The 19,210-nt window shown below is 44.5% G+C and carries 22 protein-coding genes; 3 read left to right on the top strand and 19 right to left on the bottom strand.

What is annotated here, in order from left to right; translation table 11 throughout:
- Positions 1 to 89 precede the first annotated feature (89 nt).
- The 6 genes from HUX74_RS02990 to HUX74_RS02965 form a co-directional block, all read right to left on the bottom strand.
- The gene (locus HUX74_RS02990) at positions 90 to 488 is read right to left on the bottom strand and encodes a hypothetical protein (RefSeq protein WP_174646185.1); all 399 of its coding nucleotides are present in this window, start codon (positions 486 to 488) and stop codon (positions 90 to 92) included.
- Positions 489 to 522: 34 nt separating this feature from the next.
- Positions 523 to 1,464 carry a relaxase/mobilization nuclease domain-containing protein gene (locus HUX74_RS02985; protein ID WP_174646184.1) on the bottom strand — a complete coding sequence of 314 codons (942 nt, stop codon included), beginning with the start codon at positions 1,462 to 1,464 and terminating at the stop codon, positions 523 to 525.
- Positions 1,454 to 1,762 carry a MobC family plasmid mobilization relaxosome protein gene (locus HUX74_RS02980; protein WP_174646183.1) on the bottom strand — a complete coding sequence of 103 codons (309 nt, stop codon included), beginning with the start codon at positions 1,760 to 1,762 and terminating at the stop codon, positions 1,454 to 1,456. The genes HUX74_RS02985 and HUX74_RS02980 overlap by 11 nt, the downstream gene beginning before the upstream one ends.
- A 138-nt stretch (positions 1,763 to 1,900) precedes the next feature.
- A complete protein-coding gene (locus HUX74_RS02975) occupies positions 1,901 to 2,980 on the bottom strand; it encodes a DUF6371 domain-containing protein (RefSeq protein WP_174646182.1) in 1,080 nt (359 codons plus the stop codon).
- 77 nt (positions 2,981 to 3,057) lie between these two features.
- Positions 3,058 to 4,434, bottom strand: coding sequence for a DUF3987 domain-containing protein (locus tag HUX74_RS02970; RefSeq protein ID WP_174646181.1), 1,377 nt, complete (start codon positions 4,432 to 4,434; stop codon positions 3,058 to 3,060).
- 11 nt (positions 4,435 to 4,445) lie between these two features.
- Positions 4,446 to 4,811 carry a helix-turn-helix domain-containing protein gene (locus HUX74_RS02965; protein WP_174646180.1) on the bottom strand — a complete coding sequence of 122 codons (366 nt, stop codon included), beginning with the start codon at positions 4,809 to 4,811 and terminating at the stop codon, positions 4,446 to 4,448.
- A gap of 285 nt (positions 4,812 to 5,096) precedes the next feature.
- Between HUX74_RS02965 and HUX74_RS02960 the strand changes: the two genes are divergently transcribed.
- Positions 5,097 to 5,597, top strand: a complete 501-nt coding sequence (locus HUX74_RS02960) for a hypothetical protein (protein ID WP_174646179.1) — start codon at positions 5,097 to 5,099, stop codon at positions 5,595 to 5,597.
- Positions 5,598 to 5,616: 19 nt separating this feature from the next.
- On the opposite strand, the gene HUX74_RS02955 is transcribed toward HUX74_RS02960, so the two are convergent.
- From HUX74_RS02955 to HUX74_RS02915, 9 genes are all read right to left on the bottom strand, one after another.
- Positions 5,617 to 6,504 (bottom strand): mobilization protein, encoded by an 888-nt coding sequence (locus HUX74_RS02955; protein ID WP_174646178.1) that lies wholly within the window; start codon positions 6,502 to 6,504, stop codon positions 5,617 to 5,619.
- A 182-nt stretch (positions 6,505 to 6,686) separates the two neighbouring features.
- Positions 6,687 to 7,049, bottom strand: coding sequence for a lipofamily protein (locus HUX74_RS02950; RefSeq protein ID WP_174646177.1), 363 nt, complete (start codon positions 7,047 to 7,049; stop codon positions 6,687 to 6,689).
- An 8-nt stretch (positions 7,050 to 7,057) separates the two neighbouring features.
- A complete protein-coding gene (locus tag HUX74_RS02945) occupies positions 7,058 to 8,164 on the bottom strand; it encodes a site-specific integrase (RefSeq protein WP_174646176.1) in 1,107 nt (368 codons plus the stop codon).
- A gap of 84 nt (positions 8,165 to 8,248) precedes the next feature.
- Positions 8,249 to 9,154 carry a helix-turn-helix domain-containing protein gene (locus tag HUX74_RS02940; protein WP_174646175.1) on the bottom strand — a complete coding sequence of 302 codons (906 nt, stop codon included), beginning with the start codon at positions 9,152 to 9,154 and terminating at the stop codon, positions 8,249 to 8,251.
- A 250-nt stretch (positions 9,155 to 9,404) separates the two neighbouring features.
- Positions 9,405 to 10,799, bottom strand: a complete 1,395-nt coding sequence (mnmE, locus tag HUX74_RS02935; RefSeq protein ID WP_117967084.1) for a tRNA uridine-5-carboxymethylaminomethyl(34) synthesis GTPase MnmE — start codon at positions 10,797 to 10,799, stop codon at positions 9,405 to 9,407.
- 262 nt (positions 10,800 to 11,061) lie between these two features.
- The gene (locus tag HUX74_RS02930; protein ID WP_174646174.1) at positions 11,062 to 11,940 is read right to left on the bottom strand and encodes a nucleoside phosphorylase; all 879 of its coding nucleotides are present in this window, start codon (positions 11,938 to 11,940) and stop codon (positions 11,062 to 11,064) included.
- Positions 11,941 to 12,034: 94 nt separating this feature from the next.
- Positions 12,035 to 13,036, bottom strand: coding sequence for a flotillin-like protein FloA (gene floA, locus HUX74_RS02925; protein ID WP_005826863.1), 1,002 nt, complete (start codon positions 13,034 to 13,036; stop codon positions 12,035 to 12,037).
- A 48-nt stretch (positions 13,037 to 13,084) separates the two neighbouring features.
- A complete protein-coding gene (locus HUX74_RS02920; protein ID WP_117600719.1) occupies positions 13,085 to 13,555 on the bottom strand; it encodes an NfeD family protein in 471 nt (156 codons plus the stop codon).
- Positions 13,556 to 13,563: 8 nt separating this feature from the next.
- Positions 13,564 to 14,994, bottom strand: coding sequence for a M48 family metallopeptidase (locus HUX74_RS02915; RefSeq protein ID WP_119962060.1), 1,431 nt, complete (start codon positions 14,992 to 14,994; stop codon positions 13,564 to 13,566).
- Between the two features lie 201 nt (positions 14,995 to 15,195).
- Between HUX74_RS02915 and HUX74_RS02910 the strand changes: the two genes are divergently transcribed.
- Positions 15,196 to 15,945, top strand: coding sequence for an ATP-binding protein (locus tag HUX74_RS02910; protein WP_119962051.1), 750 nt, complete (start codon positions 15,196 to 15,198; stop codon positions 15,943 to 15,945).
- A 21-nt stretch (positions 15,946 to 15,966) separates the two neighbouring features.
- Entirely contained in the window at positions 15,967 to 16,335 is a 369-nt protein-coding gene (locus tag HUX74_RS02905) for a DMT family protein (RefSeq protein ID WP_005826856.1), read from the top strand.
- Positions 16,336 to 16,356: 21 nt separating this feature from the next.
- Here the strand turns inward: HUX74_RS02905 and HUX74_RS02900 are convergent, their stop codons facing one another.
- From HUX74_RS02900 to HUX74_RS02885, 4 genes are read right to left on the bottom strand one after another with little or no spacing between them, the layout of a single operon-like run.
- Positions 16,357 to 17,373 carry an FAD:protein FMN transferase gene (locus tag HUX74_RS02900; RefSeq protein ID WP_119962050.1) on the bottom strand — a complete coding sequence of 339 codons (1,017 nt, stop codon included), beginning with the start codon at positions 17,371 to 17,373 and terminating at the stop codon, positions 16,357 to 16,359.
- Between the two features lie 28 nt (positions 17,374 to 17,401).
- Complete coding sequence (locus HUX74_RS02895; RefSeq protein WP_174646173.1) at positions 17,402 to 17,980, bottom strand: manganese efflux pump MntP family protein; 579 nt, start codon at positions 17,978 to 17,980, stop codon at positions 17,402 to 17,404.
- A 7-nt stretch (positions 17,981 to 17,987) separates the two neighbouring features.
- On the bottom strand, positions 17,988 to 18,755 hold the full coding sequence (locus HUX74_RS02890; RefSeq protein WP_119962048.1) for a DUF6048 family protein: 768 nt from the start codon (positions 18,753 to 18,755) through the stop codon (positions 17,988 to 17,990).
- Entirely contained in the window at positions 18,724 to 19,209 is a 486-nt protein-coding gene (locus HUX74_RS02885) for a DUF6452 family protein (RefSeq protein WP_057088046.1), read from the bottom strand. The genes HUX74_RS02890 and HUX74_RS02885 overlap by 32 nt, the downstream gene beginning before the upstream one ends.
- Between the last annotated feature and the right edge of the window lies 1 nt (position 19,210).

The following is a 19,210-nucleotide window of genomic DNA, read 5'->3' as shown; positions in this document are numbered from 1 at the left end:
CATTTATTGATACGTTATAAAGGACTGATATTCGTCAGAATTAGAGTTAAGGAGAGGATTTTTCCCCTCCTTAACTCTAAAACCATGTATCAGACATTTAAATCCTTCAGTGCTAGTGCATAATTGGGACAAAAACCGTCCATTATACACTTTAAACCAAGTGTCTGATAATACATGTAGTCATCGTCCTCGGTACAGAGGTATTTGTAACCATAGCGTGGCATGTACTCCTTGAAGAAGCGAGCCAAATCTTTCAGGCTTTCTTCTTGGTTCTTCTTGAAGTTGCTGCGCACAATAATGATAGACCAGTCGGGGAAGTTGCCTCTTCCACAGCTATACTTCCAGAAGCGGATATAGCAGTCTAAGTCACGTTCACGAATGTCCACACAAAAGCCGTTGGCATTTTGCATCACGCTACAGCTTTCTCTGTAGCCAAACTTCTCACATAAGTAGAGATTGAAATCAAGAATTAAATCTTTTTGTAACATAAATAATTGAATTTAAGATGTTAATAAAAATAGATTATAAATGAAAGCCTCGCTTGCGCTTAGTCTTTTTCTTTTTCATCAGCCGATTGAACTCTGCTTCTTCTGCGGCAGTGGCATCGTAGGATGAGCTTCCGTTTAGCAAACCGAGACTGAAGCCAAAGCTATCATCGGAATGAGAAACGTTTTGTTGCACCTCTTCTTTCTGCTGTTCGGGTTCCTGTTTGGCAGACTCTAACAAGGATGCACAAGCATTCTCTTCCAATCGGTTGTTGATATTAAGGTAGCTGAACTCTCGACTTATTTTTGAACCGGAGAAAGAAAATCCGTTGTGCTCAAACTTGACACCTTGTATTTCCCGTGTAGTCCTACTGACTTTGAATTTCATATCAATGTCTCGGTCGGCAAGCGCATCTTTCAAGTCTTCCCAACTATGAGCTTTGGGCAGTTCTTCTTTCAATGCCTTGTATATCTCATGTTTTGCCTTATCATAGGGGCGCAAGCGTTCTTCTTTGATATGGTCTTTACCATTAGCAAAGTGCAAGCGATATTTAGCGGTCAGCATTTTGCAGACTTTCTCATTCTTTCGGAAGTCATTCTTGTCGCTAATCGTCTTGCCATCATTGTCCACTCGGTTGAAAACGATATGGCAATGCGGATGCTCACGGTCGATATGCCGTGCAATGATGTATTGCGTATTTTCAATACCCATCAGTCTCATATAGTTGTGCGCTATGTTCAGCATCAAGGCATCATCGGACTTTAGTCTTGCGCTGTCTTCCGGTGAGAAGTTGAGCGAAGTGTGTCCGACAATATTCTTTACCTTATCGTTGAGTAATGCTTGTAACTCAAATTGCTCTGCTATCTGTTCGGGTGTACCTTCTACTCCGACTGCTTCCAATAGCTTGGATTTTTCCTCTTTGAGAACATAGCGGACGCAACCACCGAATGACGTTCCTTTAGTCTGTTTACCTATCATCTTTCAGTCGTTTTATAAGTTGATTAATGTGTTGAGCCATTTCCTCGCATCTGTCCGCAACGACAAAGAAACCGTAGGTGTTTGCCTGTCTTGCCAACTGGTTAAGATTGGTACTTTCGCCAATCAGTTGCCGGATGATGTGGATATGCTCTTGCGTGATTCGTTCACGTACCGAACCGTTCTCGATGAGTGAACGGATGACTTCGCTTTGAGTTTGCTTGCTCCGTCTGCAAAGCGCACCAAGCCATGCGTGTTGTTGATATGACAGACGGAGTGTTATTGTATATTTCTTTTCCATGTGAATTGTTTTTAGTGAATAATTTGTGACCATCGGGAGTCACCTCCTCAGACTTTTTGAGGAGCAAGTGGTCGGGAAATGTAATACACCGACATTAACTTGCTACAGTAAAAAAAGTCTCGATTTCTTTCCCTAAGTTCAAAGTCTGAATCCTCGTTTCTTAGGTGGTGAAACCTTCGGTTGCGGAGTGTCTTGTTGTATGCTGATGAGCTTCAAATCGAATGTTTCTATCAGTGTTTTCAAGACAGGATTCTTCCTTATCATCTGTTGGAGGATAGCTTCATCAGGCTTCACTTTGAGCAGATAATCAGCTATGTCGTACCCCTCCTTGCGTTCGTCTTCGGTAGCGTTGGCTTCCAAATAATCGAACATTTGTACTTCAATTCCGCAGCTTTTCATCTGGCTGATTTTGCTCTGCCAATAGCCGGTTGCACCTAAATCAGGGAATAATACAACGCTTCTTCCTGCCAGAACGGATAGGCTGTTGGCATTGAAACAACCGTTCTTTCCTCCAGATGCAATCCATAGGAATTGGGGTAGGTAGTAGGAAGCAATGATTGCCGTTTTCTCGCTTTCGACCAGTGCAACAGGACGGCTTTTGTCTTCAGGAAGCAGATGCTCTCCGAAGAAACATTGCTTCAGATTATAATCGCCTTTGTGCAGTACGGAGTGTACCCATGTGACATGATTGTATGGCTCTTTTATCCGCTTGCCAGTTTCGGAATTGTAAAGCATTATCTTACCCGTGCGGACTTTATTCTGATTGTCCGTCTGCCAGAATACGGTTGCACCGTCCCAATATTTGGATGTACCAACCTTGTATTTCTTCATGAGTATTAATGTCTCTGTTTCTCCGAACTGAGCCGATAGAAATTGAAACAACTTGTTCGCCGGATAGCCACGTAATGATTGGTTGACTATATCCAAATCAATGTGGGATGTGGCTATAGGTTGCATTTCCTTAATAGGTGCATAGCTTCTGAAACTATTCTCCGCAAATTTTTCTTTTTCTGACGGATTCTGCTCAAAGTAATCACGAGGCGTGAAGTGATAACCGCATTTCTGCTCATGATCACAACGTCCCACATACTTTGGGAACTGGATTTGCTTCTCAGTATCGATGTACTTTGAAAAGCATCTTGGGCGGTGACAGTTCGGGCAAGTATGCCGAGTGTTGACACCTTTGTAGGGTTCTAATATAAATCTATGTGTACTCATTGTATGTTTCTTTTGGGTGTGTCACTTTTGTCGTTATTGTCGTTTTCGGTAGGAAAGTGTCAAAACCGACAAAAATGTCACGGGTTAATCTTTGAATATTCTCCATGTTTCTCTTTGCGGAACAATGTCCCGATACTGTCATTGAGAAAGCGTTGAAACGTGCGCTCCTTCATTCCGTTCTGCTCGGCTATTTGTATAGCTTGGGCAGTTGTAAAGGCTGGAGGAAGCAGATTGACTATCGCTTGTTGTTGGCTGTTGAGCGCATTTTCATTGAGTATGTTTTGAACGCTCGATGCGGATTCCTTGAAATACTCCGTCAGTTTGATGGCTCGTTCTACAGTCAACAGATCGATATATGTTTTATCACACTCTCCACAAGTCCATCGGGCTAATTGGATAATCAGGCAGAAGCGGATGATGTATATCTCCAACTTACAATAGATACTCACGATAGTGTCGTTTGTCTCTCGGTCGCATAACTCTGAAAAATGGTGTTGCCATTCGTAAAGCCGTTTCTTGGCATCTTCCGTGAAAAGAAGAATATGCGGTTCTATCTCTCCATACTCATTGAGTGTGTACTCCTGTTGTATCAGCTTATCAATAATGGCATTCCACTCTTGTTCTATGTTCTCCGGCAATTCCTTGTCATTCCAACGTGCTTTCTGTTGCAGATTGGGCATTACAAATAGAATACGGTCGATGAATCCGTTACTGGAGCGTTCTCCTTTTGCCAACTCACTAAGAATCTTCTTTTGGATAGTGCCGATAACAGAGATATATGGTCGCTTGATGAAGATGGAACTCTTAGCGTTCTTACGGTCAGATATAGGGGTCTTGGCACTGAACACTGACAGCCAGAACTGTTCTTCCGAACCGTTGTTATAGCGGTTGAAGTTCTTGAACCAAGCGGACAACTCGTCAGCCCACAAGCATAAACCACGTTTGTTTTGCGCATGGATAAGGCTTAACCCTTCGGGCGTTACATCCGAAATCAAGAAGCGTTTACGAATTGGTTCTTGTGGAAATTGCTCTTCTCCGCTATCCGTGCGTTCTTTACGACTCATGCTCCTCAGTTCATCATACTTGGCAAGAGCCTTTTCAAAGACCTGATTCTGCTGGTAGTCATAATCAAGAAACGGTTTCATTGCAAAACTAAGCGGATGGCTTTTGTTTGCTCCCGGTCTTCCTATTAATGCCATATACAGAATAGGACTCTCTACCCAGCCTTGTTTGATTTGTGCAAGATGCGTGTTACCTATGCCAACTGCAATCGCTGTAAGAATTGCAGAAGCAATGTAGTCGGTAGGGTAGTTATGGCATTCGTGTACTTCGCTGATGATGTGTTGGATTTTTGATGGGAATATGCTGATTGGAAAATCAGTACCCGTCAGTCGCATACTTAAATCAACCGCTTCGTCAATGATGGATGCCGGATTAATAGAAGATGTATCCATAGCCACACCCATTAAAGTTTTATAGATGATTTGGGCTTATGACGGACACCACCTTGCATATAGGCAAGCATTTCTTCGTATGTTTGTTCCGCACTTTTTCTTCGTCCGTTCTCAATCCAAGCCAGAAGTTCGTCCTCGTAGAAATAGAGTTTCTTACCTTTTTTATAGGCAGGAAGTAGTCCTTTGCGTACCAATGTATAAATGGTAGGCTTGGCTTTTTTGATGATACGGCAAGCATCCTCAATTTCAACCAATACGTGCTTGTCTGATGTGGGAGGTTGAAGTTCCGACACCATTCTTTTCAACTCAATGACCTGTTCGGTCAGATAACCTACCGCTTCGGGTAGCTTATCAAATGTTACTGTTTCTTTTTGCATACGCCAATCGATTTTAATTGTTCGACGGCAAAGGAAACAGGTGTTTCAATGGTGGAATCATTCACCAAAACATAACTGATGAATAACTTTTGGATGGTGATTTGTAGTGATAGTTTGTTGATAATGAATAGATTTTCAGCGATTAGCAATATCAATTATGATAGTTATAGCTTAGAAAGAAGAGTTCTTAGTAGAAAAATGTGGAATATAATGATGAATATTAGGTTGTAAACATCCTAATTGGTAGTTTTTCCGTATTTTTGTAAATAAACAAAGTTTGCCATTATGGATAATGTCATTTATAAAATAGGGAATATTAAATATTTATTGGTATTCTCACTCTTACTCTTTCTATCATCGTGTAGTGCAGAAATAGAATCGGCTTCTGCAAATTCGGCATCAGCCATTTTAGCAGTATGTGGTGAATATATACTAGCGATATTCTCTCTAATAGTCCTTTTGCTTATTCATTGCATAAGGATTACTGGAGTTGCTATATCTACGTTGGCAATATATATGATTTATAATAATATAAGGATATGGCAATTTGATTCTACCTCGTTCCTATTTATAGGTATTATATTAATCGTTTTTTCTCTTTGGACTCCTGTTAGATTCCATACCCCGAAAGTCGTGATTTCTAAAAATATAGCAAAAATTGCAAAGCAAGAATCTTCCTCTGATGATTATCGAAAATGTTTGATTTCAGAGATTGTCGTAGGAATTTTAATAGGAATTATTCTGATGATAATTGAACAAAATATAGACCTTACTTTTGTTAAATGATATTTATATAGGGTTATATTTATGCAATCTTTTTATCCAGTTTAATCCTGCACTCTGATTCAGTGTGCGACATTTTACGCTCAATGGTAGATATTTCTGAATCACGAAGAGTGTGAGCGAATACTCTCTTTATAAATGTAGCAGTCTGTAAGCGTGGTTTGCCGAAAGCCTTACCAATATTCCAACCAAAGTGCATGATGTCAATGGTTTTTAATTGAGCATTAACCTTTATCTGCTCTACTTTTGGTAAAGAATCAGAGAAGTAGTATTCCGTAATATATCCACATAAGCGATTAAGGTCAGTTTCACTCAGATAGAGAACCAAGTTCTGTTTCGTATATGTGAGAACCTTATCTAACTTTTCTTGTGATGCTCGTTCCTTCTCAGCCATAGCGTTGGCACGGAATAGATTGTATTCTGATGGCTGATTAGATTCTTCGATAGATGTATTGTTGATGGTAGAAGGTGTGGCTTCTTCCTTTGGAAGTTCTGTCACATCTTCATTGAGTTCAGAACACGAAGGGGGAGAAACTTCTTCTGTTGTGTCAGATTTAGTTTCGATTTCAATTTCGGGTTCAGGTTCAGAAATGATAGATTCTGAAATAATGGTATTTTCGGCAAGCTCAGCGTGTACAATTGGAGTTTCAACTACCACAGCCTTATTGCGGTAGCACTCAAATTTCATAAAGTACTTCTCTATTGTTGGAGAAAGGAGTTGTTCGAATACCATTTGCATATTGAGATAGATTGCTCCCATGACAATGGAGCATACCACCAAAATAAGGTAGCTGCTGAACTCGTCCCAACCATAGTGTAGTGCGGTCTGACGGGCTAAAACACCAATGATGACGATTGTTCCGAAAACAATCAGATTCAAAGTAATATGTTCTGTCTTTTTCAGCTCCATAATGATATATGTTAATCGTTTGTGTGCAAATATATATCATTTGCAAGATGTGTAGATACATTCCCCAGGAAGTGGCAGCTTTTGGCACCGGTAGGTAGCATTTTTCTATGCCGCCTGTGCCACAATAGCAAAGGAAAGTCCGACATGGGACCAACCTACATCGGACTTTTGAGTTGTGGGTATCAGCAATTGCAAGTGTTAGCTGACCTCATTGGAATAAATAGTGATATGTCCTTCTGCTTGGAAGCTACTTTATTGATAAGCCATTTTCTGAATTCAGCGGAATGTCCAGTATTTATTTGATAGGATAGAGCAATAATCATGTTGAGATTATACACATCGGCGCTACTTTCATTCTCGAACCTTACACATTGGCAAACTTCATACTCCTTTAAGATATTGGCTTTCAATATCGCTTTTATGCGAGAGGTGATAGCTCCAACCGTTGTATAAAATAAGTCGGCAATCTCCCAAGCGGTCATCCATACTTCGCCATCAGAGATATGAATGCCTTGTCCGTTGTTTGTTATGATTCCTCGTTTCATGGTTGTGTTTATTTCAGTGAAATTTTATTGGCTGTCTCTCGTTTCTTCACATTTACCAAATCTGCATAGATTTGAGTTGTGGAAACGTTCTTGTGAGTTAGCATCTTTGAAACCGTGTAAATATCTGTACCTAAAGAGATTTGTATGACTGCATAGCTATGCCTGAATCCGTGAAAGGTTATCGGCTTCGTTATTCCAGCCTTTTTGAGCCAGTTTTTCAGCGGATAGTTAATCATACTCCGCTTCAATCCCTTGAATACCTTGCCTATATCGGGCGTACCACACAGTTCATAGGCTTCATAACTGATGGGGAGTGTCGCTTCCGTTTGAGTTTTCTGGGTTCTGATGCGCAAACAGTAGCCTTGATCAGGAGCAATGGCAAAATCTTCCCATTGAAGATTGAGAATATCGCTGATGCGTAAACCTGTCAGACAAGCAAACAAAGAAGCTGCTTTCAGAACAGGTATGTCGCAAGGTGTGGCGGCAAGTTGCTTCACTTCGTCCAGTGTCAGATACTCTTTCTTCACATCTTGTGGTTCAATTTTATCAAGGTAGTCATTGATGTTTTCTCGAAGCCATTTATCTCGATAAGCAATCTTCAATAAACCTCTGAATGTGGAGTAGTAACCGGATGCTGAATTGAGGGATATGGGGCGGTTGCTATGTTTGAGCTGTTTGGCGTTCAACAGATACTCACGGAACTTCTTGCACAAATCCACATTCACCTCGCCAAAGGTACATTGCCCTTTGACAAAGTTGTAGAAGTGCTGATAGACAAATGTCCATTTCTGGTCTTTACTTCGGCACATCTTTTTGAAGTAGGCGAGAAAGTCGGCTTTCTGTTTGGTCTTGTCTAAGAAACCGAACTCTTCATTGATGAGCGACTGCACTCTGATGCAACGGATAGCCTCTGCCTTGTTCAACATATCGTTGTTGAACTCCCGTTCCATTTCGTTTTTCGGGTGTGCATAGATGTAGATGCCGAGATATTCCCGACGACTCATCTGCATAGTCTCATGGTTGCGGACTGCCGGATAATAATCCAGATACAAGGAGATGCGATTGTTCCGAATCGCTCTCTGACGAACTGTTACTTTTGTACACGTGTGTGTCATACTGTTTAATATTTAGAGTTTTACATTTGTTTGGTGCAAAGGAATAAGGTGATTCAATGGTGGGGACATTCACCGATAAATAACTTATTCAATCTTTGGGGCTGCAAGTAGCTTATCTAATTCAGGTTTGGAAATAAGCGTGTATTTGCCCTTTTTGACCTTTGGGATATTATGATACTTCGCATAATGATAGAGTTGGTCACGGGTGAGATTGAACTTCTCCATTGCTTCGGCTACCGTATAATACTGCGGTTCTTCGGGTGTAGCCATGCCTTTGGCTATATCCACGTGCTTCTTGGAATAGTACACTATGATACCCTCTTTCTTTTTTGGGATGGCGTTCTTGGAAACAAACGTGTAGATGGCGGATAAGGTCATGCCGAATTTATCCTGCATTTCTTGGGTACTATACCATTCGGTAATGTCGGGATTCGGGGCTTTCTTGGCAAAGTAAGCGTCCATGTGCTTCTTGCTCCAGTAGGTTTTGCCACGATTGAAAGTCCGAGGAATGTTGTTCTTCTTGGCTACCACAAATATCCATGATTCATTTACATGGTATTTCTCCTTCACTTCGGCTGTGGTATAGAAATCGGTGATGGGAGCTTTCTCTTTTGTTGGAGTATGGAACTCTGTCGGATTATTGAATAACTCATCAATATCCTCTTTCTTCAAAAGGTATTTGAAGCCTAATCGAGTGACTTTTAATTCACCTCGTTTTATGTAACCGTAAACGGTTGGTCGGGTTACTCCGAGATAGATTGCGGTCTCGGTAATAGTGAGAAATGGTTTGTCTTTGATTCTTTCAATAGGCTTTTCATCAATCTTTTTATTCACGAATTGATTGTTAGCCTTGATTGCTTCATCACGCTTCTTCTTTTTATAAAGAGAGTTAGCGCATTGTTTGGAACAACAAGCCGTTGTTGTTTTCTGGGCGATAAACTCTTTACCGCACCAAGCGCAAATTCGCTTAATTTTTAGGTTACTGCTCATTTTAATTCATCTTTATTTCTCCGTTATTACTGTAAATTCCCGTAAAACCGTGTAAAATGGCGTATAGTTTCTCTACTACCTTTCTACAGGATTTTCAGTCTTTAACAAGCGAGCAACAAATACGGTACAAAAATGAGCTAAAAAAGCCCTATAAACGATAACCATCGCTTATAAGGCTAAAAAGAAAGGCGCTCAAAATGAACGCCTTAATAATCGTTGATGATATATGCTAATCGTTGGTAATCACCACCTACTTTCCGATGCAAAAATGTTCAAAAATATTCCCAAGTACCATGTCGTTCGTAACTTCCCCCGCAATATCGCTTAGATGGAAAATACATTCGCGGATATCTTGTGAAACAAAATCTCCGGATAGATTTTCTGCTATCCCTTGTTGGACCCGGTGGATGGCTTCCAAGGCATGGGTCAAAGCCTCGTAGTGGCGTATATTCGTGACAATGACATCGTTTTGGGTAACCGTGGGCAGGTTAGCGGCAGAGATTAGCATTTGCTGAAGCTTGTCGAGGTTGGTACGCCCTTTGGCAGAGATGGAGATGCATTGCACATTAGTAGCGGCCAGGGTGAAACTGGGGGTGAGGATGGTTGAGGCATCCTGCACCAGATCGGCCTTGTTGAATACGAGAATGAGCCGTTTCCCTTCGCAACGGGGAAGTATCTGGGCAGTTAGTTGTGGTATCCGTGAGACGGCATTCGTGGCATCAACTACCCAGAGCACGATTTCCGCCTGCTCCAATTTCTGGAAGGTTCGCTCAATTCCTAGGCTCTCGATGGTGTCGCTCGTTTCGCGTATGCCTGCCGTATCAATAAACCGGAAAGTTATCCCGCCAAGATTGACTGTGTCTTCTATCACATCTCGGGTTGTCCCGTGTATGTCGCTTACAATGGCTCGTTCCTCGTTTAGTAGTGCATTCAGCAGGGTGGATTTACCAGCATTCGTTTCGCCGATGATGGCTACGGGCACACCGTTCTTGATGGCATTGCCTACACTGAAGGATTGCACTAGACGGGAAATTACTTGCTCTATGCCGTCTGCCAGGAGACATAGCTCGGAGCGGTCGGCAAATTCCAGTTCTTCATGGTCGCTGAAGTCCAGTTCCAGTTCTATAAGTGATGTGAAGTGCAACAATTGGTTGCGTAGTGAGGTCAGCTCTTTACTGAACCCGCCGCGCATCTGGCTCATGGCGAGGCGGTGAGTGGCGGCAGAGGTGGAGGCGATGAGGTCGGCCACGGCTTCGGCTTGGCTTAGGTCCATTTTGCCACCCAAGAAGGCTCGTTGCGTGTACTCACCGGGAGCGGCCAGGCGGCAACCATTGCCGATGAGCAGTTGCAACACCTTCTGAAGAATATAGCTCGAACCGTGGCACATGATTTCTGTGCTATCCTCGCCTGTATACGAGTGGGGGGCACGGAATAAGCTGACAAGTACTTCGTCTATGATGTTTTCTTCTTCATGGATATGACCGAAGGTAAGTGTATATGGCTTGGCATCCTTCAGCTTCTTCCCCTTCCGGGCAGGGGTAAATATGCGGGATGTTATCTCTATGGCATCCGGTCCGGAGACACGGATGCATCCTATGGCTCCCCCTTGGGCGGTGGCTATGGCACAAATGGTATCTTGGTTCATTTTATCCGGCTTATTTTTATTCAGCAAAGATAATGGTTTCTTTACAAAAAAGAGAGATGACGATTCAACTTATGGGCTTTTATTGTAACTTTGTACAAATCGATAATGGATAGATGCTTATAAAGCCTAATCCGTCTCTGTGCCCATTGTGGTCATAGCAGAACATTGCTGCTATACAGACCAGCAACGGGCACGTCAAGCAGGATGTGATGAAGTCTTTGCTAAACCTTACTCCCTGGACTGGCTGAAAGAGAGGGGGAACTTAGATACGGTCGAGTACTGTTTTGATAAGAGTATCTATCGTATTCTTGTATCCCGTGTTCGCTTCTTTTATCAGGCGGTTGGCAATGACCATGCATACTGTCATGGCCTTGTGCCCCATCAGACGGCTCAAGCCTGCCAGGGCAGAACTTTCCATCTCGAAGTTGGTGATGCGGTAGCCGTTGTATTCAAATTTTTCAATCTTTTCATTCTGATGCGGGTCGGCAAGCGGCACGCGTAACTCGCGTCCTTGAGGTCCGAAGAAGCCCCCGGCGGCAATCGTTACGCCACGTACCATGTCGTCTTGTGCGATGCGGTCTATCAGTTCAGCACTTGCATCAATGACGTAGGGGGCAGGGGCACACATGTTGCCGGACCATCCCATATGGTTGAGGAAGGCACGTTCCATGGGCAGGTCGCACACGGAGTTACGTCCTGCATAGAAGTTGAGCAGACCGTCGAAACCAATGGATTTTTCAGAACATACGAATGTACCCACCGGAGTGTAGGGTTGCAAGCCTCCGCAGGTGCCGATACGTACCAGCTCAAGGCTACGTAGGCAGGGCTTTTCTTCGCGCGTCTCGAAGTCGATGTTTGCCAGGGCATCCAGTTCATTCATCACGATATCGATGTTGTCACATCCGATACCGGTGGAAACCACCGTAATACGTTTCCCTCGGTAAGTACCGGTGATAGTCTTGAACTCGCGGCTTTCCACTTCACATTCCTTGTTCTCGAAATGGGAGGCAACCAGTGCCACCCGTCCGGGGTCGCCTACCAAGATGACTTTGTCTGCCAGCCATTCGGGCTTTACGTGAAGATGAAATACAGAACCGTCTTCATTGATGATCAGTTCGGAAGAGGCGAAATATTTTTTCATTTGATAGAGTTTTTAATCTTTTGTTTATAAATAGAAACGCCGGGAGCCGATTCTTGTTCACCGGTTTCGGCGTTTCTGTCAGTTACTTTTCGAGTTATTTGCTCAACGGCTGGCTGGTATTGCCTGTCGTCGGTTTGGCAATGTTTTCGCGCATGGAAGTGTCAGCTTCTATATTCTTCATCCGGTAATAGTCCATGATACCCAGATTGCCGTTGCGGAATGCTTCGGCCATGGCTTTGGGTACTTCCGCTTCTGCCTCGATAACTTTGGCACGGGCTTCCTGGGCCTTTGCCTTCATTTCCTGCTCTGTGGCTACGGCCATGGCGCGGCGTTCCTCTGCCTTGGCTTGAGCAATGTTCTTGTCGGCATTGGCTTGGTCTATCTGCAGGGCAGCACCGATATTCTTACCTATGTCAATATCAGCAATGTCAATGGACAGAATTTCGAATGCCGTTCCGGCATCCAACCCCTTGCGTAATACCAGTTTGGAGATAGAATCCGGATTCTCTAATACAGACTTATGGTTCTCTGACGAACCGATGGAGGAGACAATGCCTTCGCCTACACGGGCCAGAATCGTGTCTTCTCCGGCACCTCCCACCAATTGGCGGATATTGGCGCGCACCGTTACACGGGCTTTGGCAATCAGCTGGATACCGTCTTTGGCAACAGCTGTCACAGGAGGGGTGTCGATTACTTTGGGGTTAACGGACATCTGTACGGCTTCGAATACGTCACGACCGGCAAGGTCGATGGCGGTTGCCATCTGGAACGGCAACTCGATATTGGCTTTAGAGGCAGATACCAATGCGTGTACCACCCGTTCTACGTGGCCTCCGGCAAGGTAGTGCGCTTCCAGTTCGTCACGTGTGATGTTTTGCAATCCTGCTTTGTGAGCTTCAATCATGCCGGGCACAATGATATAAGGAGGAACATTACGGATGCGCATCAGGAAAAGTTGTACCAGCGAGATGTTTACTCCCGATACTTTGGCGGACAGCCACAAGAAGAACGGTACATAATGGAAGAAAAGTACCAGGAAGATAATGCCTCCTATAATGAGGAAGGCGGTTAAATACATTGTGCTTGGATCCATGAGATTAAATATTAATTGTTAGTTATAAATAGGTTGATTTCAGAAATTTCACTGCTTGAGCCGCTCCACTAAGAGGACTCCGTCCGCAATACGGTCTACGATAATCGGAGTCTTTTCGTTTAGGAAGCCGTCTGATGACTTTACTTCCACGATGTCTCCGTTGATTTCGGCATAGCCGATGAGGGCCAGGCGGGTAGTGGTGATGCCTACATCGCCTACCTTGACTTTTTCCTCTGCACTACGGTCTACTTTGGAGGTGATGTTTTTTTTCAATGCAATTTTGTCGAGTGTCTTGGAGCGCATGAACCATACCAACGAGCCGATACAAGCCAGGGCAGATATGATAAGCGTAATGACACCTGCCGTGGTGCCCATATAGGCAAAGGCATAGTAGTTGGCAAAGATGATGCAACCTCCTGCCAGAAAACCGGCAATACTGATGCCCGGAATTACGAATAATTCCACTAAGAACAAGATTATTGCTCCTATAATCAATGAGGCGATAATGAGTATATCCATAGTTGTCTTTATTTGGTGGCTTGCTTTTCCTGGTTGCGCACTTGAATGGCAGTCTGCTCCATCTCAGTGGACAATTGCCGTACACGTTGCTCCAGGTCGAGGATGGCGGCGGACATCTTGTCCTTTTCCTGCTTGTTGGCTCGGGAGTATTCCGAACGCATATCTTCCAGTTTCTCCTGCAGTTGTTTGTAGCTCTGCTCCAGCTGATTGTATTTGCCATACGAGGCTTTGGCCTGCGGGGAGCGGAAATCGTCCAGCTGGTAGTAGGTGGAGTGGTCGTCAATGACGAATTGAAAATCGTGCTTCTTGGTAGTCCGCGGCTTTGCGTTGGCAGCGGTCCGAAGTCTTTCTCGGGCGGCCTCTACAGCATCGGTGTCCGTCCATGTGTCCTTGATAGAGTGAAGTTGCGCCAATGATATCATCTTGTCCGGGTCCATCCCTTCGTAGTTGTACACTTGTTTGGATGAGTTGGGAATGAATACATAGATGCACACTTTGCCTTCGGGCTGGTAACGGTCGGAGGCAAACCATCCCAAGTCGTTGAATTCGTCGATGACGTACATATAGTCGTTGTAGGGCGAATTGAACGGCATGCCCACATTTTCCGGCATCAGATAGGAGTCGGTATTCGTATTGTAACGGGTGACGAAAATGTCATATTCTCCCATCGAGCCAGGGCCATCCGAAGCATAGTAGATAGTGATACCGTCTGTAAGTACATAGGGATAGTCTGCATTCATGGCCTCGTTGATGCTTCCGGGCAACAAGCTGCCATCGCTCCATTTGTCCAGCAACTTGTTGCGCGAAAGGATACTGAGGGTGCTGTCCGGTTGCATTTCGCTATAATATAGCTTGTTGCCCAGCTCCGTTTCGTATACCGTTCCGCCTTCCTTACCGGAATCTTTGAAATAGGCGTCGTACATGAACAGCTTGCCCGATTCGGGGCTGATTTTGTATGCATCCAGGAAATTTTCCTTGTCTACCACAAAGCTGTCGATGAAGCAAACCTCTTCCACACCTTTCAGCATGCGCAAGTTGGATTTGCTTTTTTCCAATAATTGTTCGGCCTCTTCGGTGGAGCGTTTTCTCTTTCTCAGGTCGGAAATGTAGGTCTCATAAGTTTCGATGGCATCTTCGAACCGATATAAATCATTGTATGCCCGGGCCAAATAGAGTTGCCCGCTGGGGACACGTCTTTTGACGGCGTTTTCCAGGTGTTTCAAGGCTTCTGCGGGGTCGCCGGTTTCCAAGCAACATACACCGTACCATAGGTTGTAATTTCCATTGCCAGGTTGTGTCTTGACGAACTTTTTGAAGGCGGGCTTGGCCTCTTCGTATTCTCCCTTCTCGTACAAGGCTTTGGCTTCTGCCAGGCTTTGTGCAGAAATTGTTATGCTTAAAAGGCTGAATAGAAAGAAAAGGATATATTTTTTATTCATATTGATACATGTTTTATTCATATTGATACATGTTTTATTCATATTGATACATGCTGATTTGTTCAGAAGGTCAAAAATACAAATTTATCGTGAATAAAGCTGGTTTCCGTAATTCTATTTTGTTAATTCTTCTTTAAATCGTTCTTTTGCCTTACTTTTGCAGCCGGAAGAGCTATAACTTATAACTCATAACTCGTATCAATGGCACAATTTACTGAAGAAGAAAAGATGTTGCGCCGCATAGACAAGCGGTTTAGCAAAGGTGTGGTGGAATATGGACTGATAGAGGACGGCGATAAGATTCTTATCGGGCTTTCGGGAGGCAAGGACTCTTTGGCGCTGGTGGAGTTGTTGGCACGGCGTGCCCGTATCTATAAACCCCGTTTTTCCATTGTCGCCGTACATGTAGTGATGAAGAATATACCTTATCAGAGCGATGTAGACTATCTGAGGGAGTATGTAGAGTCGTGGGGAGTGCCTTTTGTTCTCTTTGAAACGGAGTTTGATGCCACGACAGATACCCGCAAGTCTCCTTGTTTTCTTTGCTCTTGGAATAGGCGGAAGGCATTGTTTACCGTAGCCAAGGAGCAGGGATGTAATAAAATTGCGTTAGGCCATCACATGGATGATATTCTGGAAACTTTGCTGATGAATATCACCTATCAGGGAGCGTTCAGCTCCATGCCTCCCCGATTGGTGATGAAGAAGTTTGATATGACGATTATCCGTCCGATGTGTCTGGTACATGAGGCGGATTTGATGGAGTTGGCGCAAGTGAGGGGGTATCGTAAGCAGGTGAAGAATTGTCCGTATGAGTCACAATCCAGCCGTAGTACAATGAAAGGCATTCTGAAACAATTGGAGGAAATGAATCCTGAGGCACGCTATAGTCTATGGGGGAGTATGACGAATGTGCAGGAGGAATTGCTGCCTGCAATCATAAAACATTAACCATTAATTATTAAAAAATATATGAAAGCATTTTATACCATTTTGCTATTGATTGTATCTAATATTTTCATGACGTTTGCCTGGTATGGGCATCTGAAGCTACAAGAGACAAAAGTCATCTCCAACTGGCCGTTGTATGCCGTGGTGCTGTTTTCTTGGGTAATAGCTCTGGCTGAGTATTCTTGTCAGGTTCCGGCCAATCGGATAGGCTTTTTAGGCAATGGAGGCCCGTTCTCATTGATGCAACTCAAAGTGATTCAGGAAGTAATCACTTTGATAATCTTTACGGTGTTCACAACAGTTCTTTTCAAGGGAGAAACGCTGCATTGGAATCATTTTGCCGCTTTTGTATGTCTGGTACTGGCGGTATATTTTGTATTTTATAAATGATGGGTTAATCGCATTTGCGCATTATTTCATATACTTCTCCATCCCTTTTGTTAAGAACGTTTGAAGCTTTCCTTCTTCATCCGTATAAATGAAGCAGGCGTCGATATCCGGATGTGCATCCGCCACGCGTTCTGCTTCTTCCAGCCCCATCACCATGAATGCCGTGGCATAGGCGTCTGCACTCATGCAATCTTTGGCGATGACGGTGGCGGACAAGATGCTGTGCTGTACCGGATAGCCGGTACGCGGGTCGATGGTATGCGCATATTTCTTTCCGTCTTTATAGTAGTAGTTGCGATAATTGCCCGATGTAGCCATGCCTAAATCTGTGACTTGCAGCACTGCTTGCAATTCTTGGTTCACTGCCAGTGAGTCGTCTATCGGCTTGTTCAAACCGATGCGCCAAAGTCCATTTTGAGGGTTTTGCCCGTGAACAACTACTTCTCCGCCTATATCGACCATGAAGTTGCGGATACCTTTCTTCTTCAGAAGTTGGGCTATGACATCTACTGCATATCCTTTTGCCACAGCGCTGCATGAGAGCATTATACGCGGATCTGTTTTCACCACTTTCCCTTCATCGGACAATTCTACTTTTTCGTATCCTGTCATCTCCAGCAGACTGTCTATCATGGCAGAGTCGGGGAAGTTACCCTTCTTGAAGCCAAATCCCCAGGCATTGGCAAGAGGGGCAATGGTGATATCGAAGGCACCATCGGTCTCTTTGGAGATTTCCATACTTCGGTGGAAGACATTGGTAAAGAAAGAGTCGGGCACAATGTCCTCGTTGCGGTTAATGCGCGTAATGGTTGCCGTATCATTGAAAGGGGACAAGGAACCGTCGAAACGTTTGAGTTCCGCTTCTATTTCCTCTTTCAGATTCTGGTCACATTGATAAGTCACTTTATATACTGTACCGAATATCAGTCCGTTGTCCGTCTGATAAGGAGTGACTTGATTGTGGCGGGCAAGTATCCATATGGTACCCAGTACTAGTAGGGCAATCCATAAAAAATTCCGTTGTACTTTCTTTTCCATATCCTATATCTGAGTTTTTACTTTTTAATTAAAAGAAGAGATGCTCTATCAATATCTTGGTACCGATGATGACGAGGATAACCCCTCCCCAGAGTTCGGCGCGCAGTCTGCGGGCTATGCCACATCCGAAACGGATGCCGAACATCAGGCCGACCATCGACAAGGCGAATGATACAAAACCGATAATCCCGATGGGGGAAAGAATAGCCAAGAATTGCTTGATGCCGAGGAATGCAAACGAAACACCTACCGCTAATGCATCGATGCTGGTTGCCACGGCCAGAGCGAGCACCACCTTCAGGCTGGTAGGGTCATACTCGTGCTTGCAACCTTCGTCCTTGAAGGATTCCATTATCATACGTCCACCCAGGAAGGCAAGGATACCGAATGCAATCCAATGGTCGATACTTTCTATCAGGTGGCTGAAAAAACTGGCACCTATCCATCCCAGCAGAGGCATCAAAGCCTGGAAAAAGCCGAAGCTGACGGCCATCACCAGCATAGGGCGCAGCCGGACGCGTTTCAATATAATTCCGCTGGCTATAGAAACGGCGAAACAATCCATCGCAAGTCCTACGGCCAGTAGCCAAATCTCTAACCCTGTCATAAGTTGCTTAAAGAGGTAGTTTATAAGTTATCGTATAGGTTACTCCTATCGTGTTGGAGCCATATTTCCCAAAACCGGGCACATACCACGGGTCACCGTATTCATCGGCCGAGGCAGACAATTTGAACTTGAAGCGTAGTGACCAGCCCATGTACAATGCCTTCCAGACGTGCGCCCGGATACCGACACAAAATTCCGCCCATTGCATGGAGCCTTTCATTCCTTTATGGTTATAGGGCAGGCTGCCTCCCCATATCTCGTCGTCCAGATTCGGATTGCCTACGATGCCACCATATATCGGGTCGTCCAGTCCCAAGGCGTCTACATCATACTTGAAGCTACTAACACCGTAACGCAAGCCTACGAGTAGCATGTGTCCGTGCTGCTTCTTGTATAGCGTGTTATAGTCCATTCCTATGCGGAAGTAGGGGGCATTGCTTTTGTAGTGTATGCCTTTGTCACTCCAGGTGTCCGTGGAGCCATATCCCAGTTCGGCAATAGGGAAGAAGCGGTTCTTGAGGTTTACGTCCACGGCCACTTCGGAACTCAGGAAATCTCCTCCAAATACGGAGCTTCCGATTCCCCACAAGTCCAAGCCGACGGACATGCCGTTGTATAACGGATAGTGCACTTCTTCTTTCGCGTCCTTCTTCTCCTTCTTGGGAGGTGCTCCCTGGGGGGGAGCGGTAGGATTCCCGTTCTGCGCCCGTAGGGGGAGGAACATCAGCAGGCAGAGTGCCAGACTAATAGAATAACTTAAGATTTTCCTTTCCATAGATGCCTGCTTCATTGTCTTTGATGTATATCGAGTCCAGAGAGATGCGGGTGCACGTTACGTCTGTGATGGCCTGCTTCATCTGATAGCCGCAATCCATCGATAGGAAATAGGGGGTGTTGGTGTGGCGTATCACCATCGTGTCACTCTTGGTCCGGCTGTACTTGAATATCAGCTTGGTGGAATCCTCCGTATAGCGCAGTGGCAGGGAGATGTCGTGTACCTTCTTCTGGTTGTTGATGATGATGGAGTCGGTGCCGTATGCTGTCACGGTGAGCGAGTCGAGCGTGTCGTTCTCCACGTATTGGGTTTCGGGGTCTACTCTATAAAGAATGCAATTCACCATGGAGCGTGCTGTCATGGAACAGTCGGCCTCTTCCGAGCAGGAGATAGCTATGCTTACTATCGGACAAAGGATAGCTCCGAGTATGACAAGTCTGACTAATTTTTTCATC

The sequence above is a fragment of the Bacteroides sp. Marseille-P8574 genome (assembly GCF_902825465.1).
Taxonomy (GTDB): domain Bacteria; phylum Bacteroidota; class Bacteroidia; order Bacteroidales; family Bacteroidaceae; genus Bacteroides; species Bacteroides uniformis.
The sequence above is the reverse complement of the archived record's forward strand: the minus strand, read 5'-3'. Positions and strand labels throughout refer to the sequence as shown.

Bases quoted from the DNA above. Each gene is read 5' to 3' on its own strand.
- HUX74_RS02990 (WP_174646185.1), bottom strand. From the start codon at position 488: ATGTTACAAAAAGATTTAATTCTTGATTTCAATCTCTACTTATGTGAG.
- HUX74_RS02985 (WP_174646184.1), bottom strand. From the start codon at position 1,464: ATGATAGGTAAACAGACTAAAGGAACGTCATTCGGTGGTTGCGTCCGC.
- HUX74_RS02980 (WP_174646183.1), bottom strand. From the start codon at position 1,762: ATGGAAAAGAAATATACAATAACACTCCGTCTGTCATATCAACAACAC.
- HUX74_RS02975 (WP_174646182.1), bottom strand. From the start codon at position 2,980: ATGAGTACACATAGATTTATATTAGAACCCTACAAAGGTGTCAACACT.
- HUX74_RS02970 (WP_174646181.1), bottom strand. From the start codon at position 4,434: ATGGATACATCTTCTATTAATCCGGCATCCATCATTGACGAAGCGGTT.
- HUX74_RS02965 (WP_174646180.1), bottom strand. From the start codon at position 4,811: ATGCAAAAAGAAACAGTAACATTTGATAAGCTACCCGAAGCGGTAGGT.
- HUX74_RS02960 (WP_174646179.1), top strand. From the start codon at position 5,097: ATGGATAATGTCATTTATAAAATAGGGAATATTAAATATTTATTGGTA.
- HUX74_RS02955 (WP_174646178.1), bottom strand. From the start codon at position 6,504: ATGGAGCTGAAAAAGACAGAACATATTACTTTGAATCTGATTGTTTTC.
- HUX74_RS02950 (WP_174646177.1), bottom strand. From the start codon at position 7,049: ATGAAACGAGGAATCATAACAAACAACGGACAAGGCATTCATATCTCT.
- HUX74_RS02945 (WP_174646176.1), bottom strand. From the start codon at position 8,164: ATGACACACACGTGTACAAAAGTAACAGTTCGTCAGAGAGCGATTCGG.
- HUX74_RS02940 (WP_174646175.1), bottom strand. From the start codon at position 9,154: ATGAGCAGTAACCTAAAAATTAAGCGAATTTGCGCTTGGTGCGGTAAA.
- mnmE (WP_117967084.1), bottom strand. From the start codon at position 10,799: ATGAACCAAGATACCATTTGTGCCATAGCCACCGCCCAAGGGGGAGCC.
- HUX74_RS02930 (WP_174646174.1), bottom strand. From the start codon at position 11,940: ATGAAAAAATATTTCGCCTCTTCCGAACTGATCATCAATGAAGACGGT.
- floA (WP_005826863.1), bottom strand. From the start codon at position 13,036: ATGGATCCAAGCACAATGTATTTAACCGCCTTCCTCATTATAGGAGGC.
- HUX74_RS02920 (WP_117600719.1), bottom strand. From the start codon at position 13,555: ATGGATATACTCATTATCGCCTCATTGATTATAGGAGCAATAATCTTG.
- HUX74_RS02915 (WP_119962060.1), bottom strand. From the start codon at position 14,994: ATGAATAAAAAATATATCCTTTTCTTTCTATTCAGCCTTTTAAGCATA.
- HUX74_RS02910 (WP_119962051.1), top strand. From the start codon at position 15,196: ATGGCACAATTTACTGAAGAAGAAAAGATGTTGCGCCGCATAGACAAG.
- HUX74_RS02905 (WP_005826856.1), top strand. From the start codon at position 15,967: ATGAAAGCATTTTATACCATTTTGCTATTGATTGTATCTAATATTTTC.
- HUX74_RS02900 (WP_119962050.1), bottom strand. From the start codon at position 17,373: ATGGAAAAGAAAGTACAACGGAATTTTTTATGGATTGCCCTACTAGTA.
- HUX74_RS02895 (WP_174646173.1), bottom strand. From the start codon at position 17,980: ATGACAGGGTTAGAGATTTGGCTACTGGCCGTAGGACTTGCGATGGAT.
- HUX74_RS02890 (WP_119962048.1), bottom strand. From the start codon at position 18,755: ATGGAAAGGAAAATCTTAAGTTATTCTATTAGTCTGGCACTCTGCCTG.
- HUX74_RS02885 (WP_057088046.1), bottom strand. From the start codon at position 19,209: ATGAAAAAATTAGTCAGACTTGTCATACTCGGAGCTATCCTTTGTCCG.